Raw genomic sequence first — 17,932 nt, 5'->3', positions numbered from 1 at the left:
ATCAGTCCTTGTACATCGCTCGGGCACGGCTGAGCCACGCCTCAACTTTTTCCTTCGCATCCGCCGGGGACACGACCGCCAGTCTACCGCCTTCGCGGGCGATCAGCGGGGCGGCAACCAACGCGTCGGCGAACCGAATTTTCGCCAAGTACCCGCCGGCCACCCGGGCGGTAGACCACGCCACCGGCCGGTAGGCCTCGACGGCGGGCACCGCGTCCTCGGCCACGTACACCACCACCGATTCGTCATCGGCGCTGGAGGCGTACTGTGGGGTCATTGTGTCGGCCGGCTCATGACGCTCGGATGGTTCGAAGCGCTCATCGAGCAGCTCGGCGTTGAGGATACGGTCCACCCGGAAGGTCAGGACGGCCTGTCGGGTACGGCAGTAGCCCAGCACATAGTTCAAGGTGCCGTCTTCGATCATCCGCACCGGTTCGATCTCGCGCACCGCGTGAACCCCGGATTTGGCTGAATAGTAGTCGATGCGCAGCACGTGGTGCTGGGCTACCGCACGGTGCAGCAGCCCGAGCACATCGTGATCGCGAGCCTGGCTTAATGCGAACCCCAGTGCGCCGTTCCAGCCGTCGAATCGGGCCACCGCCTCATTGACTTTGGCCAGGGCCGAACCCAAGATCTCGTGATCGGCGAACTCCGGCACGCTGCGCAGGGCGTTCAGCCCGCCGAGCACGGCGATCGCTTCCATGGGGGCGAGCTTCTGCGGTTCACCCAGGAGCGCGGCGTTGGAGATCGAGATGGTCTCGGCGTCGTAGTCGCCATCGTTGACGTTGATCAGCTCGTTCGGATAGCCGTAGGGCACACCGCAGAGCGAAAGCATGGCCAGTTCATCGGGAAGCTTAGAGGCCGGGATGTCGAAGCGCTCGCTTAGTTCGCGGGCCGAGACGTTGCCGTGGGCCACCACATACTGGATCAGCTCGATATTTCGCATCACCTGTTGCGCGGTACTGCCGCGGCCCGAGGGACGGCTCGGCCGGAATTTGATCTGCTGCACATCCAGTTGCTGCCCGATGTCATGCTGTGCCGTTGCGGCCGCGTCGAGCACCGCACACACCCGTTCCCGCAAGGAGTCGGGGGCGAGCACCTCAACGGCCGGCCCGTAGGAGGCTAAGTCTTGGGCGAAGGATTGTTCCCCGGCGTAGGGGATCTCTAGCAGATCCTGGGTTTCGGAGATGGCCCGGGCCCGCAAGGGGGTGGCCGAGTCTTCGAGTAGCTGCACGCGGGCCAGCACCGGTTGGGTGGCCGCATCGAATTGCAGTAGCACCTCGTTCATGTCGAAGTCGTCGGGGCGTGGATGATACGTCCCGTCGGTCCCGGCCTTGCCACGGTTGACGATGGCGAATTTTCCTTCGACCCGTGCCAAGCGGAACACGCGGCGATCCGCGCGCGAGTGATCCCAACCGGTGAAGTACCAGTTGCCGTAACGTTGCCCGATCCCCCACAGATCTACCACCCGTCGGCTGGGCACATCGTTGCTATCGCGATAATCAAAACGCACGGTCCGGCGGTTGAACACGGCCAAGGCGCACTGCTTGAAGTTTGGTTCGTCCATCGACAGGCGCGGAAGCAGGTTGCCGGCCACCGGCGTGAGCACACCATCCACGGCCCCAGTGACGCGGGCGGCGGCATTTAGCCCAAGGCTCTGGAGCTTACTGTCCTTCCAGAGGGTGGCGGCCAGGGCGATCAGGCCCGTTTCGGCCGGAGAGAACTCCAACGGCGGCAATAGCCAGTCATCGCGGTCAATCCGGTAATAGGTGGTGTCATCCGCGGTTAGTTCGCTGATAACCCGCAACCCGAATTCGTTGCGGATTTCCTCTTTGAGTCGCTCAATGGCCTTCTCCTTGGCCTCGGCGCTCCCCTCGGGGTTGAGATAATTGCCGATGAACTCGGCGGTCACCTTGCCTCTGGTGGTGGCCATGGCATAGATCAGACTGGTCAGGCGCTCGGCCTTGCTGGCTTCATCACGGTGCTTCGTGCTCACATCCCCTACCCTAACGAAAAAATCCACCAGGGTTGTTAAAAAGTCGAGCGGCCGATTCGTGACTCACGAATCGGCCGCCTCACAGACCTAGGCTACTTGACGCCCATCAGGTCAACCACGAAGATCAAAGCTTCGTTGGGGGCGATCGCACCGGGTGCACCACGTTCGCCATAGGCCAGGTGCGACGGAATTTCCAGGCGGCGGCGGCCACCGACCTTCATCCCGAGCAGGCCGTCGTCCCAACCCTTGATGACCATGCCCACGCCGACCGGGAAGTCGAGGGTGGAGCCACGGTTCCACGACGCGTCGAATTCTTCGCCGGTGGACCAGGCCACGCCCACGTAGTGGGCCTGCACGGTGGTGCCCGGGGTAACTTCGGCGCCGTCACCCTCGATGAGGTCGGTAATCACCAGTTCCGTGGGTGGCTCCGCGCCCGGGAAGTCGATTTCCGGCTTGGTGCGGTCGTAGTTGCGCTGACCAAATGACATGCGCGTCCCTTCCATAGATGTTTGAGCTTAAAGACTACTTAACTTTGTCTAGTTCCACGTAGAAGACCAATGGGCCGGCCGGCTGTCCGTTCGCTCCGTCGCCATAGGCCTTATCGGCCGGAATGCTCAAGAGCACCTTGCTGCCTTCCTTCAGGCCGCTCAGGCCCTCCGTCCAGCCCTTGATGACCCCATCGAGCGAGAACTCGGTGGCCTTACCGCGCTCGAAGCTGGAATCGAAGACCTTGCCATCCTCCCAGCGCACGCCGGTGTAGTTGGCGGTGACCTTCGAGGTGTTGGTTGCTTCCTTGCCCTTGCCCTCTTCGAGCACGTCTACGACAAGACCGCTAGGCGCGTCGGTGTCCTTGGGGATGCTGATCTTCGGGGTGTCACCGGAGGTGTCGACGGTTGGCAGCTTCTTCTCGTCCTTGAGCTTCTTGATCTCGTCCTTGGACAGATCCTTGCTCGGAGCGGTGGCGCCTTCAACATGAACGATGATGATGCGTTCGGCCTTCGCACCTTCCGCCGGCTCGGCCACCGAACCGTCTGCCTGAGGGGTGCCCTCGACCGTGGTGTAGGCGATCCAGTCGCCGACCTTGGAGTCAACCAAGAGGTTGTAGAACTCCGGCATGGATTGCTTCATGGTGTCATCCACGGTCATGCTGGTGGCGTCGCCGGTGAAGTTTTCGTTGGTCAAGGTGCCGTCAATGGCCTTGTAGATGCCTGACTTGATGCTGATGGAGGAGCCCGGATCGATCTCGGCACCGTCACCGGATTCGAGAGTCACCGCTTCGCTCTTATCGGTCAACAGCGGGGCGTTGAACTTTACCTCGGGGGCGGTTTTCTCGTCCTTGCCAGGCTTGACGCTGATCGAGTCTAGGCTGTCGCCGGAGGCCCCGCCGCAGGCGGTTAATGACAGGGCCAGAAGGGAGGCGGTAGCCCCCATTGCCAAAATCTTACGCACGTATCTACTTTCCGTCTGCGGTGAAATGCCTGTACCACCGTGGTCGGTGGGCGCAGGCGCAATGTCCACGAACCAGCCTACGGGTGCAGGCTGTGAATCCTCTTAATCGACGCGGAGGCTTACACCGGTTGATTCATGATCGCCAAAAGTTCCTGCACACGAGGGTCTTCGGTGGCGAAGGGATCCTTGCACAAGACGGTGCCACCGGCCCCTTCCTCGTATTTCATATGGACCCAGTCGGCACTATAGCGCCGACCGGTGGCCCGGGCCGCCCTGACAAAATCACCACGAATTTTCGCTCGGGTGGTCGCCGGCGGCTGATCGATGGCGGCACGAATCGCTGACGGATCCACCACACCGGTGGCAAGGCCACGCTTCTGTAGCAGGTGGAAGATTCCGCGTGTCGGATCGATATCGTGGTAGGTCAAATTCAATTGAGCAATCCGGGCGTCCGATAGCTCCAGGTTATTTTTCACCGCGTACCCGGTGAGAAGTTTATGTTTGATGGCCCAGTCAATGTCGGTGTCAATCAGCCCATAATTCTGGGTTTCGATTGCGGTCAACACACGTTCCCACAGGGCAAGAATATGCGGGACCGATTCATGGTGTGCGCCGTGGCGTTCGACAAATTCGGTGACAAGTTCCAGCAATTTCCATTGAATCTGCAAAGCGGTCGGCTCGTCGCCGGACATCAGACGAACCACCGTTTGGCCGGTGAAGTCGTGCGAGATCTGACGAATCGAACGGATCGGGTTTTCCAAACGCAGATCGTGATAGATCTCCCCCGATTCGATCAGCCGCAACACCAGATCGGTGGTACCGATCTTGAGCAGCTGAGTGGTTTCGCTCATGGAGGTGTCCCCCACGATCACATGCAGCCGACGGTAGTACTCGGCATCCGCATGGGGCTCATCGCGAGTGTTGATAATGGGACGTGAACGTGTCGTAGCCGAGGAGACATCCTCCCAGACATGGTCGGCACGTTGTGAGAAGACGAAGCGGGTCTCGTCATCGATGTTGACCAGATGACCGGCACCACAGAGCAGCTGCCGGGTGACCAAAAATGGGATGAGCATATCGGTCAGCCGTTTGAATTCCATGCGGCGGGTGATCAGATAATTCTCGTGGCAACCATAGGAGTTACCTGCGGTATCCACGTTATTTTTGAACAGGAAGAGCTTGCCATGGTGCCCTTCGTCGGCCAATTGCTCCTCGGCCTGCTCCACCAAGTCCAGCAGAATCGCCTCACCAGCCCGGTCGTGGGCGATTAACTGTTGAAGGTTGTCGCATTCGGCGGTGGCATACTCCGGGTGTGATCCGACATCGAGGTAGAGCCGTGACCCATTGGTTAGGAACACGTTCGAGCTACGCCCCCAGGCGACCACTGGGCGAAAGAGGTGGCGCGCCGCATCCTCGGGGGTGAGCCGACGCCCGTCCGAGGGCACATAGGTCAGCCCATACTCGGTTTCTAGCCCATAAATTCTGCGGTCCACCTAATCCCACCTTCACTACCGGGTGCGCGTTGTGACGCGCAGTCTTTCACTGCCGCTAAGGGCTACTGGCCGCCCTTTTGGACGAAGCCGCGCACGAACTCTTCGGCGTTGCTTTCCAGCACGGAATCGATCTCGTCGAGCAGGTCATCGACCCCGGCCTCGGTGCCGCTACGCTGCGCCTGAGTGAATTCCTGCTCGGCTTCGGTGCCTTGCTGCTGCTTACGGGAAGAGAAGCTTTCCTGAGTCATCTCAACGGTCCTTTCATCGGAAGGTGTGTGCGGTTAGAGTCGCGGCGGGAGAGAGTCGAGAAATTCGGCGATCTCCATTTCCGCGTCAAATAACGCCCCGACCTCTGCCCGGGTGCCGCGCAGTGGTTCGGTGAGGTATATGCGATTTAGTTTACGGGCCCCGGGCACCGAGAAGGACAGCGCGTCCCAGTTCGCTGCCACCACATGATCGGCGTAGCGCTGTAACGCCATCCCGCGCAGGTAGGCCCGCGTGTCGGTCGGTGGGGCGAGCACCGCTTCATTGATTTGTGCCTCGTCGAACAGCGTCTCCATCGCACCGCGAGCGGCCAGCCGGTAGTACAGGCCTTTTTGCTTGTCGAGATCGGCCCACTGAATATCCATCAGCGCAATGCGTGCATCGTCAAAGCCTACGCCGTGCTTTTGCGTATAGGACGACATGAGGCGGTATTTTGCGATCCAGTCCACGCGGTCGGCCGCACTGAAAATATCCCGCTCCAGATCATCGAGCAGCCCCTCCCAGCGCGCCAGAATATCTTCGGTGGCCGGGTCATCCGCCCCGGTTTTCGCGCAGTGACTGACAGCGGCTTCAAAGTAGATGCGCTGAATCTCGAGGGCGGTCAGTCGCTTCCCGCCACGCAATGCCACCGTGGTGCGCAACGTCGGATCGTGGCTGATCTGCTGAAGCGCACCGACCGGGTCGATGAGTTCGAGTTGCGGCGCGCAACCTGCCTCAAGCATGGAGAGCACCAGATTAGTGGTTCCTACCCGGAGCAGCGTGGAAATCTGCCCGAGATTGGCATCACCGACGATCACGTGAAGCCGCCGATACTTATCCCATACGGCGTGCGGCTCATCGCGCGTGTTGATAATGGGCCGGTTAACGGTGGTTTCCAGCCCTACTTCGGCTTCAAAGAAGTCCGCTCGTTGCGAGATCTGGAACCCGGGAAGGTTGCCGAGCATGCCGCGGCCCACTCGCCCGGCTCCACAAATCACCTGACGGGACACGAAAAATGGGGTGAGTACGGAAATCAGGGCCGAGAATTCGACCTCGCGTGGGACAAGATAATTCTCGTGCGCCCCATACGAAACGGACTTATTGTCCGTGTTGTTCTTGTAGAGCTGCAACACCCCGTTACCCAGCTGGTCGTTATGAGCCGCCGCGCGGCGCAATACCTCGTCACCGGCCTGATCCCAGAGCACCGCATCATGCGGGGTGGTCACCTCGGGACTCGAATATTCCGGGTGGGCGTGATCCACATAAAAACGCGCCCCATTGCCCAGCACCATGTTCATCACCACGTCACTGGCGTACTCCTCGCGGTAGAGTGCCTGTCCGACGCGCGCGTCGCCAGCATCCAAGGCCACCGATTCGGCCGTCCACACCATGCCGGGCTGTTCGGACGGCTCCATATCGGTGAGCTGGCTGGGGTGCGCGGCTGAACGCTCCACTTGATATCCACGGGCGTCGGCCAGCGGGCTTTCCTCGGAATAGTCCCATCGCGTACCGCGGACCTGACCGGCTCCTTCGCGGACCAGCTGAGCGTAGGAGTCCACGATCTGCGCCGATAGGACAGTGGCGTTGGCCCGCGGCATGGACGGGCGGATAATGCCGTATTCGGTTTCCAGCCCGACAACTCGACGGGCGCTCACGAGCGATGCCCCTTGCCGACCAGCGAACGGATATGGCTGATCCGCTCCCCCTTGCGCCCGGAAATCCGTGCCCAATCGTCCGGGTTGGTGGTGTTCGGCATGTCTTCGTGTTCGGCGAACTCTTCACGGACGGCGCGCAGCAGAAAGTCGCTGGTGATGCCGCGCTGCCCGTTGGTGAGCAGCTCCTTGATCGCATGCTTCTTGGCACGATCCACGATATTGCGAATCACGGCACCGGAGACGAAGTCCTTGAAGTACAGCACCTGGGTCTCACCGGTGACGTAGGTTACCTCGAGGAATTCATTGATCGGCGCGGTGGAGTACATTGATTCCACGGTGCTGGCAATGAGCCGGTTCACCGTTGCCTGGCGGTCTCCGCCGTCAAGGGCAAGCTCCGCGTCATGCAATGGCACCGCTTCGGTCAGGTATTTGCCGAAGATATCGGCTGCGCCCTCTGCATCGGGGCGGCGAATCTTGATTTTCACGTCCAAACGGCCCGGACGCAAAATGGCCGGATCGATCATGTCTTCACGGTTTGAGGCACCGATCACGATCACGTTATCCAGTCGTTCCACACCGTCGATCTCGGAGAGCAACTGCGGAACAATGGTGGTTTCAACATCCGATGAGACTCCGGTGCCGCGGGTGCGGAACAGCGAGTCCATTTCATCGAAGAACACCACGACCGGATCGCCGCTGACCGCCTTTTCGCGCGCCCGGGCGAAGATCAGTCGGATATGACGTTCGGTTTCGCCGACATATTTATCCAGCAGTTCCGGACCCTTGATATTCAGGAAGTAACTCCGGGTGGTTTGCGATCCGGTTTTCGCCGCGGCGCGTTCGGCCAAGGAATGGGCCACCGCCTTGGCGATCAGCGTTTTACCGCAGCCGGGAGGACCATAGAGCAAGATACCCTTCGGGGCGGTCAACCCGTGTTCGCGATAGAGCTCGGGGTGCGCGAAGGGCAGCTCAACGGCATCCTGAATCGCCTCGATTTGCGAGTTCAGCCCGCCGATATCGGAGTAGGCGATGTCGGGGACTTCCTCGAGTACCAGCGACTGCATGTCGGTAAGGACCACCCGGCTCATCGCCAGCCCGGTACGTGAGTCCAACGTGAGTTGATCACCCACGCGCAAATGGACCGAGCGCAAGGGCTCGCCGAGTTCCACGACCCGTTGATCGTCGGCGCGGGCCATCACCACGGCACGGTGATCATCCAGCAATTCCTTGATGGTGACCAGTTCGCCGGTGGAATCGTAGCCCAAGGCGGCAATGACCACTAGCGCTTCGTTGAGCAGCACCTGCTGTCCGACATGAAGTTTCTCGAAGTCCAGCAGTGGACTGACCGCCACCCGCATCTTGCGCCCAGAGTACTGAACGTCCACTGACTGAACGGCCGTAGATTCGATCCCGGTGCCCGGTTCGGGGTGCCGACGCGGGTGTAGCGCCGTGATGGTCCCGTAGCTAAAGGGCGTGTCTCCATCCTTTTCCAGGGCCGTCTTGAGATTCACGATCTGCTCGCGGGTGCGTTCTAGCATCGCCACGAGCCGCTGGTTGTTGCCGTTGAGGGTGGCCAGCTGCTTATCCAGACTGCGATTTTTGTCGCGCAGGATATTGATCTGCCGTTCACTCATGGAAAGCCGCTCGGCCAGTTGGGCTTCGCTACTGTCGGACACGATACTCACTTTCACCTTGACCGGAGGGTGGGTCTTCCACCGGGTTCTACTTGCCATGCTACGCCGATGTGACTGGGTTCATCTTAGAAAGGCACGGCCCCGCAACCCAAAAGGTGCGGGGCCGAAAGTCCACATGGCGAGAAATGCGTTAGGCTTCGTTGTCCTTGCGAACCTGCTCGGGACGCGCCGCGTCCTTAGCTGCCCGGCGCAGTTTCTTAGCCGAGAGTCCGCGCTCCCCTAAGGCCTCCGCGGTCCACACGGTCGGATCGTGATCCTTCGTCCACGCGCTGAGGTCTTCGGCCGAATAGCCGTGCTCCTTAATGCGCTTGGCCTTGGGGATGCCGTTGGTTTCATCGGCCAGGCGGCGACAGGTGATCAGGAATGCGGTGTGCGCAACCATCCGGTGATCCGGGCGGACGGCAAGGCCGTCGACGTGCCAGCCACGCACCATGGTTTCGAAGCACTCGGGCTCGGTGAACTGTCCCGAAGCGCGGATGGCCTCAACCACGCGAGACATCTGCGTCACGGTGGCCACGTAGTTGGTCCACACGCCTCCGGGGGCCAGCACGGTGGCCACGGCGTCAAGGCACTCCCAAGGGCTGAGCATATCCAACACCACGCGGTCCACGCTGCCTGGCTCCTCGAGCGCAACGACCTGCTCCTGGAAGTCACCGATGGAAATACGCCATGCGGGGTGCTCCCCGCCAAAGACAGTAGCCACGTTGCCGCGGGCAATGTCCGCGAATTCCTCGCGGCGTTCGAAGGAGTGCAAGAAGCCCTGGTCCCCCACGGCGCGCAACAGCGAAATCGAAAGTGCGCCGGAGCCTACGCCGGCTTCCACCACGCGGGCCCCGGGGAAAATGTCGCCGAACTGAACGATCTGGGCCGCGTCCTTCGGGTAGACCACGGTCGCTCCACGTGGCATCGACAACACGAAATCCTTCGCCAACGGACGCAACGCCTGGTAGCGGAAACCGTCGACGTTCTCGATGACGGTGCCCTCTGGCTTTCCAAGGATTTCCTCATGCCGCAAAATGCCCTTATGGGTGTGGAATTCACCGCCCTCTTCAAGGGTAATGGTGTTAATCCGGCGCTTCTCATCGGTAAGCTGCACCCGGTCACCGACGCGGAAGGGACCGCGGCGCGCCGCGGCGCCGTGGGCCGTGTTGCTGTTCTGTTCTGTCACGATTACCTTTCTACTGTCCGGAAATGGCCCGGATAATGGCCTGCTGCTGTAGCAGACCCACGACCCGACCGGCGGCGTCGATCACCACGTATTCGGCAGTCGGCACCCCCGCCAGGTATTGAATCAAAGTTCGTCCGTCCGCATCTGCGTCAACCACGGCACCTTCGCCTAGGGCGCGGCATACCGACAGTGCCGGTGTGCTTGCTGCAACGTCGCTTGGAACTCGGGCCAAGGCTGGTTCGTCAACCACACCCGCGGGCATGCCGCGTGGATCGAGTAGAACAACTTGCCCGCCGCGGCTACTGCGACGTGAAAATACTTCGGCCACGGTGACGGTGGCATGCATGGCGCTGGCCGGGCTCATCAGGTCCCGGACCCGTACCCGCGGCAGGTTTAGGCGCATCCGCGAGTAAGAGATCAACTGACCGGCCCCTTGCCACATGAACAAGGCGATCATGGCCGCGACCACCACGGTGGTCAACTCCGGAGACAGTCCGCGCCACAGTGGATAGAGCAGCGCACCGGCCACAACCAGCACGGCGATAACCCGACCGCACCATGCGGCAGCGATGGTGCCGCGTTCTTGTGAGCCGGTGGCTTTCCAGACGGCGGTTTCCACGAGCCGTCCACCGTCGAGCGGTAGCCCGGGCAGGACGTTGAAGATGCCCAAGAGCACGTTGGAGTAAATCAGGAAGCTCAAAAGCAGCCCGGGTACCGTCGGCGGGGCGTAGAGGGTATTTATCACCCAACCCAGGCCAGCGAGGACGAAGTTCGCCGCCGGACCCGCCAGAGCCACCAGCAGCGAGGCTCCGGGGGTGGCCTTGAAAGAACCGAACTGCGTATGACCGCCCATCAGGGTCAGGACGATATGTGCGTCGGGCCACTTGAACGCCCGGGCAACCAAGGCGTGGGCCACCTCATGGACGAGCACCGCAAAGGCAATCACTACCGCACAGGCCAGACCCAGTGCGTAGGCCTCCAGCGTCGTGATTCCGACAACGCGCTGCAACTGCAGACCCATCACGATGGTGATGATCGCCGTAATCCCAAACCATGAGTAGGCAAGATACACCGGGACACCGGCAATAGAACCGAGTTTGAGCCCTTGAGGCTTTTCCTGTTCGGTGCTCACGCGACCGCCGTTTCGAGCCAGCCTGCCAGCTCTACGGGGGTCACGCCGGCTAGGGTCGGTACCCGACGCCACTGTCCGGCTCCGGGGTCGGTGGCGTTCGGGATCAGCACGGCGTGCAGTCCAGCACCGCTGGCGGCCGTAATCCCGGGCAGCGAATCTTCGAGCCCGATGCACCGCTCGGCGGTGAACTCCCGCCCAAGTTTTTCGCTCAGTAGCTGCAAACCGCGCAGGTAGGGCGTCGGGTTTGGTTTACCGGCGGTCACCTCATCACCGGCGACGGTGACGTCAAAGAGTCCTTCGGGCATGGCAGCAACAATGATGTCCACGATGCTGCGCTCCGACATGGTCACTAGGGCCTGGGCGATGCCCGCCTCGCGGTTGGCGCGCAGCAATTCCAGAGCGCCCGGGCGCCATGGAATCTCACGGCGCAGTCCGGCGATCACTTCACCGGTGAGGTGGTCAATGATTTCTCGCACCCCCATGTTCACACCAGCGGCTTGCAGGGTACGCGCCGAGTCTGGAAGTGCCGCACCGACCAGAGCGTGTGCTTGCTCTTCACTCCAGCTTCCGCCATGGGCGGTCACTAGGGCATGTTCGGCTGCGATCCAATACGGTTCGGTGTCGATTAACGTACCGTCGAGGTCCCAGAGTACGGCCTGCGGCAAGATGCGTTGGGTATTTACTTCGGACACGGAACTGGTGGTTGGCATGAGTACATTCTACGTGGAAGAGTGGGCATCACCGACCGAGACGCCGACCACAGGCCACTGATCAAACTGGAGGAAAGGGTGCCATGGCTTCCACAGACCATCCGAAGACCATCGGGACTTTTCTAGCCTCGCGGGTCACCGGGGATAACCCCACACGTCCCTGCGTGCTCGTTGCCGCCTTCGAAGGCTGGAACGATGCCGGTTCCGCGGCCACCGATGCGGTGCGTCGCTTGGTCAGCGATACCGAGGTTGAGCATTTGGCCACCGTCGGCGATGACGACTACTACGACTATCAGTTCACTCGTCCGCGCCAGGAGCTGACGACCACCGGCACAACCATTCGCTGGCCACAGACCGATCTGTTCAAGGTTCCGAACCCGCAGGGCAATTTCGATCTTGTGGTAGCTCTCGGGGTGGAGCCGACCTTTAGCTGGCGGGCGTTCTGCGCCGAGATTATTGAGGTCGCGCAGGACCAGAACGTGCAGTTAATGCTCGGTGTGGGTGCCTTGCTCGCCGATGTTCCGCATACCCGGCCGGTGCCTTGCCTGCTGAACACCAATGACAAAGTGCTGCAGGACTACTTCGGGTACTCCACCTCGAGCTACGAGGGCCCGGCGGGGATTCCCTCGGTGCTCGGGCATGAATGCTCGGATGCGGGCATTCCGAGCCTGTCGCTATGGGCGCAACTTTCGCACTACGTCTCGCAGTCCCCGAGCCCGCGGGTGCAGTTGGCGTTAGCCGAACTCATCGACGACCTCTTGCCGTGGGAGCTGTCCCTGGATCAGCTGCGGGAAGATGCCCTGGCGTGGCAGCACGGAGTCGAAGAACTTGCGGCCAGCGAGCCGGAGATTGCCCGCTACGTCACGCAGCTTGAAGAGGCCAGTGACGCCCAGTCCATTCCAGAGGCCTCGGGTGAGTCGATTGCCCGTGAGTTCGAACGCTATCTCCGTCGCCGCAGCCGCTATCGCGGCGAGGGTCCGGATCAGGACCCCGAGGGTCCACCACCCTTCGGTCAATAGTCGACGCGAAGGGTGGCGGTACTTTGCTGGACTAGAGCTTCAGGCCCAGCAATGCGTCCAGTCCGTTGCGGATCAGCTCGGCACCTTCGCCGCTTCCCTCGGCCTCTGTCTGGGCCCACTGATCGATAGCCTCCAGCGCGGCTGGGGCATTGAGATCATCGGCCATCCGGGCACGGATTCTGGTCAGCAGTGCGGTGGCCTCGGCAAGTCCGGTGCCATGAATGCGTTCACGCCAGGTCGCTATGCGTTGTTGGGCGCGTGCCAAGAGCTCATCGGTCCAGAACCAGTCGCTGCGATAGTGCTGCGAAAGCAGTGCCGCGCGAATGGCCATGGGGTCCACCCCGTCGGCGCGAAGCTTTGACACCAGCACGAGGTTGCCCAGCGACTTGCTCATCTTTTCGCCATCGAGGCCCACCATGCCGGTGTGCGCGTACAGGGTGGCGAGCTCCTTGCCGTCAACGGCGGCTGCGTGCCCAGCGGAGAACTCGTGATGCGGGAAGATAAGGTCCGAGCCACCGCCCTGCACGGTGAAGGGCGCAGGCAGGGTTTTACGTGCGATCACCGAACACTCAATGTGCCAGCCGGGACGCCCGGTGCCGAGGCTTCGGCCATCCCAACTAGGTTCACCCTCACGGGCCGCGCGCCAGAGCAAGGGATCCAGCGCATCTCGCTTGCCCTCACGCCACGGGTCCCCGCCGCGCTCGGCAAAGAACTCGGTCATGGTCTTGCGGTCATACCCGGAAACACGGCCCAATTCCCATGCCCCATTGGCCGCTTTGGCGGAGTCGAAGTAAATATCGCCTTCCACGCCGTCTTCACCGGCGGGCACCCGGTAGGCCACGTCCTCGGCCAGCATCTGCTCGATGAATGGAACGAGCCAATCGATGGACTCCACGGCCCCGACATAGTTCTGTGGCGGGATGACGTTCAGTGCCTGCATGTCTTCGCGGAAGAGCTGGACCTGATCGGCGGCAAGATCCCGCCAGTCCACCCCGGTGGCGTTCGCGCGCTCGAGTAGCGGGTCATCCACGTCGGTGATGTTTTGGGTGTAGCTGACCGCGCGTCCGTTATCCAACCAGGTGCGATGCATCAGATCGAAGGTCACGTAGGTCGCGGCGTGACCCATGTGGGTGGCGTCGTAGGGGGTGATCCCGCAGACGTAGAGGCTCGCCGGGGCGTTAGCCTTATCCGCCGGGGCGGTGGGCTCCTTGCGTCCGCTCGAGGTGTTGAATACTTCTAGAATCGGCGCCGAGCCGAGTACATGCGGCACTTCGGGGGCTGTCCACGCGAGCACGAATAATTGTCCTTTCACCCACAGCGGGTCGATCACATTCCATGTGTGCCAAGTCGGCGCGGCCCCGGATTATTCCCGGGGGCCGCGCCGAATCGAATTTGACTGGTTATTAGGCGCTAATGACTCCGGCGCCGAGGAGAACGAATAGGGCCAGACCCAACGCGATACGGTACCAAACAAAGGCTCGGTATGAGTGCGACGAGACGAACTTCAGGAACCACCCAACGATGAAGAAGCCCACGACGAAGGCCACCACGGTAGCCAGTCCGGTTTGGCCCAGTGAATACACCCCGGGCTCGGAGATGGACTTGGCCAACTTATAGAGCCCGGAGAGGAAGACGGCCGGAATGGCCAGCAGGAACGAGTAGCGGGCGGCGGCCTCACGGGTGTAGCCCATCAACAAACCGGCGGTGATTGTGCCACCGGAACGTGAAACGCCGGGGATCAATGCCATGGCCTGCGCAAACCCATAGAGAATACCGTGCTTGACGGTCAGCTGCTGCAGTCCGCGCTGTTGCTTGCCGTAGTGGTCGGCCACCGCCAGCAGCAGGCCAAAGACCACGAGCATGGTGGCCACGATCCACAGTGAGCGGAAGTTCGTATCAATATAGTCTTCGAGCAATAGGCCAAGCACGCCGATCGGGATGGAACCAAGGATAATCATCCAGCCCATCTTGGCGTCGGGATCCGAATGCGGGAGCTTACCCGTTATGGCCTTGCACCAGGCGCCGATGATCCGCACGATATCGCGCCAGAAAAACACGATGACGGCGGTCTCCGTACCCAGCTGGGTAATCGCGGTAAACGCCGCGCCCGGGTCTTGGGCATTGGGCAGGATCTCGCCCACAATGCGCAGATGCGCCGAGGAAGAAATCGGGAGAAATTCAGTCAGGCCCTGGACTAGGCCGAGAAAAGCTGCTTCTAACCAGTTCACCCTACCGAGAGTACTTCACCGCTGTGCGTCAACCCTGCCCGGAAACACCAGCGCGGGGAAAATCACCTTCAGGTATGAGACGTGAGTTCTTGTTCGCGATGAGTGCTAGTCATCGTCCTCCGGAATGGTGAAAGGCAGCAACTCGTTGTACCGGTCATAGAGGGCATCTTCATAGGATTCGAAGGCATCGGCTAGGGCCCGGTAGGCGGCATCGACCGCGGGGTCTTGATCGCTACGGCTAAATGAAACCACCTGTAGATGGTTTTCCAGTCGAGCGATAAGATCGTGCAACGCATAGTTTGGATCGGTGCTCATGGGATAAAGCTACAGCCGAACGCATCGCCACGGTAGGGGGTTAAATGCTGCAAGAACGAATCAAGGCGCCACTGCATCAGCCAGATGACTCACGTTACGAGTATTTGGTCATCACCCAGTTCCCCAACGAACCCAAATCGGTGGCGCGTGCGGTCTTACGTGAGCACGCCGATAACGGTAAGTGGGAGCTTATGCGTACGTGCCGCTATGAGGGTGGAGGCTATAAGTACTGGCTCCGGCGTCGCGTCATGCGTATTCGTGGAACACTGGACCCACTGATTTTTCCCGCGTAGACCTTCGGGAGATCAGCGGGGCCCAGTGCCCCGCTTCCCTAGTCCTCGCGCGGACCGACCAGCCAGGTGGCGACCGTGTTGGCGGCGGAGGCCGCGTTGGATGGGTGATACCAGCTGGCCTGAACGTCACGGTAGAGACGTTCGAATTCGCTACCGCGGAAGTATTGACCGCCACCGCCAAGTTGCCCGGCTCGAGAGATATTCTCACGGGCTACCTTCCCGGCCATGGTTCGCAGAGTCACCAGCTTCGGGAACCATGCCGGACCGTGATCCACCAGTTGATCCAAATCCCCGGCAATGCTCCGTTGCAGCGCATCAAGGCCCAGCAGCTCCATCCCGGCATCGGCAACAATGGAACGCACCCGGGTGTCCTGCGCGTGCGCCAGGCCGTGGCTGTCACGACGTGTGCTCACGAACTCGGCGGCAAGTTCCATGCCACGTTCGGCAATCCCCACGTAGACACTGGCGGTGAGCGTGAGGAATGCGGCAAAGATCCCGAAGATCAGCGGGTCGGCGTTTGGTCCCACTGGAAGAGTGGAGTGCACCCACTCCGCCGGGGATTCGGCGTCCTGGAGCCGGGTGCTGTGTGACTGGCTTGCCCGCATCCCTAGGGTGTTCCAGTCCCCCGCGGACTGGACGCCCTCACCGGCGGCCACGAAACCGTGGATGAGCGTGTCGTTCTCATGATCCTTACCGAACACACCGAGCCGAGTGTAGGCCCCGGAAAGCGAGGTGAAAATCTTCAACCCGGTGAAACGCACCGATCCGTCCGGCTTACGCTCGGCACGGGTCGAAGAGTCAAAGAGCACCATATCGTTGCCCGGTTCTGAGACGCCAAAAGCCATCACTTCCCCGTCGGCGATCCAGTCCAGGACCATGTCCAAGCGGTGATCACCGCGCGCCTGCAAGAGGTGCGCGACGGCGCCCCATACGTGGTGCATATTGACCGCCAAGGCGGTGGCTGGGGCGGCGCCGGCTAGGCGACGTTGCGCCAAGGCCAGCTGCGTCAGTGACCAGCCCGATCCCCCACGCTCGGGCGGCAGTAGGACCTTGAGATAGCCTCGTTCGGTTAGTTCGGCGAAGTCCTCGGTGCAGAACTCGTTCCGTTCGTCGTAGCCAGCGGCCCGGCCCCGGAAACGGGTCAGGAGGTCGTCATCGAGTATCTCGTTGATCTGCACTGTATCCGCTCCTAGTAGCTCCGCAGCAAGCGTTCGAGTACACGGGAGCCAAAGTGAAGCGCCGAGACCGGAACTCGTTCGTCGACCCCGTGGAAGAGCCCGGTGAAATCGAGGTCGGCAGGTAGCTGTAGCGGGGCGAAGCCATAACCGGTGATCCCCAGCTTCGCCAGCGATTTGTTATCGGTGCCTCCCGAGAGCATGTAGGGCAGCACCACTGCATCGGGGTCTTCGGCCTGCAGGGCCGCAACCATGGTTTCGACCAATTCGCCGGCGAAGGGCACCTCAAGGGAGCTTTCCTCATGCACCATGGACAGCTCCACATGCTCCCCAGCGAGCTCACGAAGTTGATTGATGACCTGCTCGTGCTGTTCCGGTAGCGTGCGGCAGTCAATCAGTGCTTCGGCCGTTCCCGGCAGGACGTTGTGTTTGTAGCCGGCGTCCAGGACCGAGGGGTTGGAGGTGTTCTTCAAGGTGGCTTCAACGAAGCGCGAAACGCTGCCCATGGCCGTCAGCAGTGGTCGTGGATCCTGCTCGTCAAAGGGTAGACCAGTGAGCGCGGAAACTTGTTCGAGCAGTGCCCGGGTGGTTTTGGTGTACGACAGCGGCCACTGGGTCTCACCGATCCGGGCGACCGCGGAAGCTAGGCGGGTGACCGCATTTTCGTCATTGACCTGGGAGCCGTGGCCGGCACGTCCATGTGCGGTGAGTTTCAGCCAGGCGATGCCCTTTTCGGCTGTCTGTAGCATGTAGGCGCGCTGACCGTTGATGTCGGCGGAGAATCCACCAACCTCGCTAATCGCTTCGGTCGCCCCGGCGAAAAGCTCCGGATGGTTTTTCACCATCCAGCCCGCCCCGTACACGCCGCCGGCTTCTTCGTCAGCAAAGAAGGCGATGATCAGGTCGCGGCGTGGGGTGATGTTCTCGCGACGTAGGTGCCGCACCGCGGCCACGATCATGGCGTCCATGTCTTTCATGTCCACCGCTCCGCGGCCCCAGATCATCGAATCGATCAGTGCTCCGGAGAACGGGTCGACACTCCAGTCTTCGGCGACGGCCGGCACCACGTCCAGGTGGCCATGAACGATCAGTGCCGGCAGGTCCGGGTCGCTTCCGCGGAAGCGGCACACGAGATTGGCGCGACCGGGCGAGGATTCATGAATCACCGACTCTAGACCGACCTCGGCGAGAAGCCCGGCGATATAGTCCGCCGCTTCGCGTTCGCCTCGCGCGTCGTTATTGCCATAGTTCGAGGTGTCGATCTGGATCAGCCGTTGGCAGATCTCCACGGTTTCGCGCTCCAATAGCGACAGCGATTCGTTGACAGATGTCGGCTCGGTAGTCATTGCACTTCCCTCCAGG

General features: G+C 61.4%; 17 protein-coding genes. 2 read left to right on the top strand and 15 right to left on the bottom strand.

Annotated features, from left to right (window positions below; all coding sequences use genetic code 11):
• Window position 1: 1 nt before the first annotated feature.
• The 10 genes from ACYU0X_RS08750 to ACYU0X_RS08705 all read right to left on the bottom strand — a co-directional run bounded on the left by ACYU0X_RS08750 (window position 2) and on the right by ACYU0X_RS08705 (window position 11,540).
• Window positions 2-1,996, bottom strand: a complete 1,995-nt coding sequence (locus ACYU0X_RS08750) for a helix-turn-helix transcriptional regulator (RefSeq protein WP_461900249.1) — start codon at window positions 1,994-1,996, stop codon at window positions 2-4.
• A gap of 92 nt (window positions 1,997-2,088) precedes the next feature.
• Window positions 2,089-2,484, bottom strand: coding sequence for an FKBP-type peptidyl-prolyl cis-trans isomerase (locus ACYU0X_RS08745; RefSeq protein ID WP_309407191.1), 396 nt, complete (start codon window positions 2,482-2,484; stop codon window positions 2,089-2,091).
• Window positions 2,485-2,518: 34 nt separating this feature from the next.
• A complete protein-coding gene (locus ACYU0X_RS08740; RefSeq protein ID WP_461900247.1) occupies window positions 2,519-3,445 on the bottom strand; it encodes an FKBP-type peptidyl-prolyl cis-trans isomerase in 927 nt (308 codons plus the stop codon).
• A 119-nt stretch (window positions 3,446-3,564) separates the two neighbouring features.
• Window positions 3,565-4,938, bottom strand: a complete 1,374-nt coding sequence (gene pafA / locus ACYU0X_RS08735; protein ID WP_461900245.1) for a Pup--protein ligase — start codon at window positions 4,936-4,938, stop codon at window positions 3,565-3,567.
• Between the two features lie 62 nt (window positions 4,939-5,000).
• On the bottom strand, window positions 5,001-5,186 hold the full coding sequence (locus tag ACYU0X_RS08730; RefSeq protein WP_418906624.1) for a ubiquitin-like protein Pup: 186 nt from the start codon (window positions 5,184-5,186) through the stop codon (window positions 5,001-5,003).
• A gap of 33 nt (window positions 5,187-5,219) precedes the next feature.
• Complete coding sequence (gene dop / locus ACYU0X_RS08725; RefSeq protein WP_461900243.1) at window positions 5,220-6,836, bottom strand: depupylase/deamidase Dop; 1,617 nt, start codon at window positions 6,834-6,836, stop codon at window positions 5,220-5,222.
• Window positions 6,833-8,470, bottom strand: coding sequence for a proteasome ATPase (gene arc / locus ACYU0X_RS08720; protein ID WP_461902795.1), 1,638 nt, complete (start codon window positions 8,468-8,470; stop codon window positions 6,833-6,835). The genes dop and arc overlap by 4 nt, the downstream gene beginning before the upstream one ends.
• A 190-nt stretch (window positions 8,471-8,660) precedes the next feature.
• Complete coding sequence (locus tag ACYU0X_RS08715) at window positions 8,661-9,698, bottom strand: tRNA (adenine-N1)-methyltransferase (protein ID WP_461900241.1); 1,038 nt, start codon at window positions 9,696-9,698, stop codon at window positions 8,661-8,663.
• A 10-nt stretch (window positions 9,699-9,708) separates the two neighbouring features.
• On the bottom strand, window positions 9,709-10,830 hold the full coding sequence (locus ACYU0X_RS08710; protein ID WP_418906622.1) for a site-2 protease family protein: 1,122 nt from the start codon (window positions 10,828-10,830) through the stop codon (window positions 9,709-9,711).
• Window positions 10,827-11,540 (bottom strand): HAD family hydrolase, encoded by a 714-nt coding sequence (locus ACYU0X_RS08705; RefSeq protein WP_461900239.1) that lies wholly within the window; start codon window positions 11,538-11,540, stop codon window positions 10,827-10,829. The genes ACYU0X_RS08710 and ACYU0X_RS08705 overlap by 4 nt, the downstream gene beginning before the upstream one ends.
• Window positions 11,541-11,623: 83 nt before the next feature.
• On the opposite strand from ACYU0X_RS08705, the gene ACYU0X_RS08700 reads away from it, so the two are divergent.
• On the top strand, window positions 11,624-12,559 hold the full coding sequence (locus ACYU0X_RS08700; RefSeq protein ID WP_418906620.1) for a proteasome assembly chaperone family protein: 936 nt from the start codon (window positions 11,624-11,626) through the stop codon (window positions 12,557-12,559).
• Window positions 12,560-12,590: 31 nt separating this feature from the next.
• On the opposite strand, the gene mshC is transcribed toward ACYU0X_RS08700, so the two are convergent.
• From mshC to ACYU0X_RS08685, 3 genes are all read right to left on the bottom strand, one after another.
• Window positions 12,591-13,853, bottom strand: a complete 1,263-nt coding sequence (gene mshC / locus ACYU0X_RS08695) for a cysteine--1-D-myo-inosityl 2-amino-2-deoxy-alpha-D-glucopyranoside ligase (RefSeq protein ID WP_418906619.1) — start codon at window positions 13,851-13,853, stop codon at window positions 12,591-12,593.
• A 109-nt stretch (window positions 13,854-13,962) separates the two neighbouring features.
• Entirely contained in the window at window positions 13,963-14,787 is an 825-nt protein-coding gene (locus ACYU0X_RS08690) for an undecaprenyl-diphosphate phosphatase (RefSeq protein WP_418906618.1), read from the bottom strand.
• 105 nt (window positions 14,788-14,892) lie between these two features.
• Window positions 14,893-15,102 carry a hypothetical protein gene (locus tag ACYU0X_RS08685; protein WP_418906617.1) on the bottom strand — a complete coding sequence of 70 codons (210 nt, stop codon included), beginning with the start codon at window positions 15,100-15,102 and terminating at the stop codon, window positions 14,893-14,895.
• A 44-nt stretch (window positions 15,103-15,146) separates the two neighbouring features.
• Here ACYU0X_RS08685 and ACYU0X_RS08680 point away from each other — a divergent pair, with 44 nt between their 5' ends.
• On the top strand, window positions 15,147-15,395 hold the full coding sequence (locus ACYU0X_RS08680; protein WP_418906616.1) for a DUF5703 family protein: 249 nt from the start codon (window positions 15,147-15,149) through the stop codon (window positions 15,393-15,395).
• A gap of 38 nt (window positions 15,396-15,433) precedes the next feature.
• Here ACYU0X_RS08680 and ACYU0X_RS08675 read toward each other — a convergent pair whose 3' ends face one another.
• Both ACYU0X_RS08675 and ACYU0X_RS08670 read right to left on the bottom strand, forming a co-directional pair.
• Window positions 15,434-16,573, bottom strand: coding sequence for an acyl-CoA dehydrogenase family protein (locus ACYU0X_RS08675; protein WP_461902764.1), 1,140 nt, complete (start codon window positions 16,571-16,573; stop codon window positions 15,434-15,436).
• A gap of 11 nt (window positions 16,574-16,584) precedes the next feature.
• A complete protein-coding gene (locus tag ACYU0X_RS08670; RefSeq protein ID WP_309407215.1) occupies window positions 16,585-17,916 on the bottom strand; it encodes a M20/M25/M40 family metallo-hydrolase in 1,332 nt (443 codons plus the stop codon).
• Between the last annotated feature and the right edge of the window lie 16 nt (window positions 17,917-17,932).

Source organism: Glutamicibacter sp. X7 (assembly GCF_054889245.1).
Note: the sequence above shows the minus strand (reverse complement) of the source record. Positions and strands in the feature narration are given on the sequence as shown.

Bases quoted from the DNA above. Each gene is read 5' to 3' on its own strand.
- ACYU0X_RS08745 (WP_309407191.1), bottom strand. From the start codon at position 2,484: ATGTCATTTGGTCAGCGCAACTACGACCGCACCAAGCCGGAAATCGAC.
- ACYU0X_RS08730 (WP_418906624.1), bottom strand. From the start codon at position 5,186: ATGACTCAGGAAAGCTTCTCTTCCCGTAAGCAGCAGCAAGGCACCGAA.
- arc (WP_461902795.1), bottom strand. From the start codon at position 8,470: ATGAGTGAACGGCAGATCAATATCCTGCGCGACAAAAATCGCAGTCTG.
- ACYU0X_RS08705 (WP_461900239.1), bottom strand. From the start codon at position 11,540: ATGCCAACCACCAGTTCCGTGTCCGAAGTAAATACCCAACGCATCTTG.
- ACYU0X_RS08700 (WP_418906620.1), top strand. From the start codon at position 11,624: ATGGCTTCCACAGACCATCCGAAGACCATCGGGACTTTTCTAGCCTCG.
- ACYU0X_RS08685 (WP_418906617.1), bottom strand. From the start codon at position 15,102: ATGAGCACCGATCCAAACTATGCGTTGCACGATCTTATCGCTCGACTG.
- ACYU0X_RS08680 (WP_418906616.1), top strand. From the start codon at position 15,147: ATGCTGCAAGAACGAATCAAGGCGCCACTGCATCAGCCAGATGACTCA.
- ACYU0X_RS08670 (WP_309407215.1), bottom strand. From the start codon at position 17,916: ATGACTACCGAGCCGACATCTGTCAACGAATCGCTGTCGCTATTGGAG.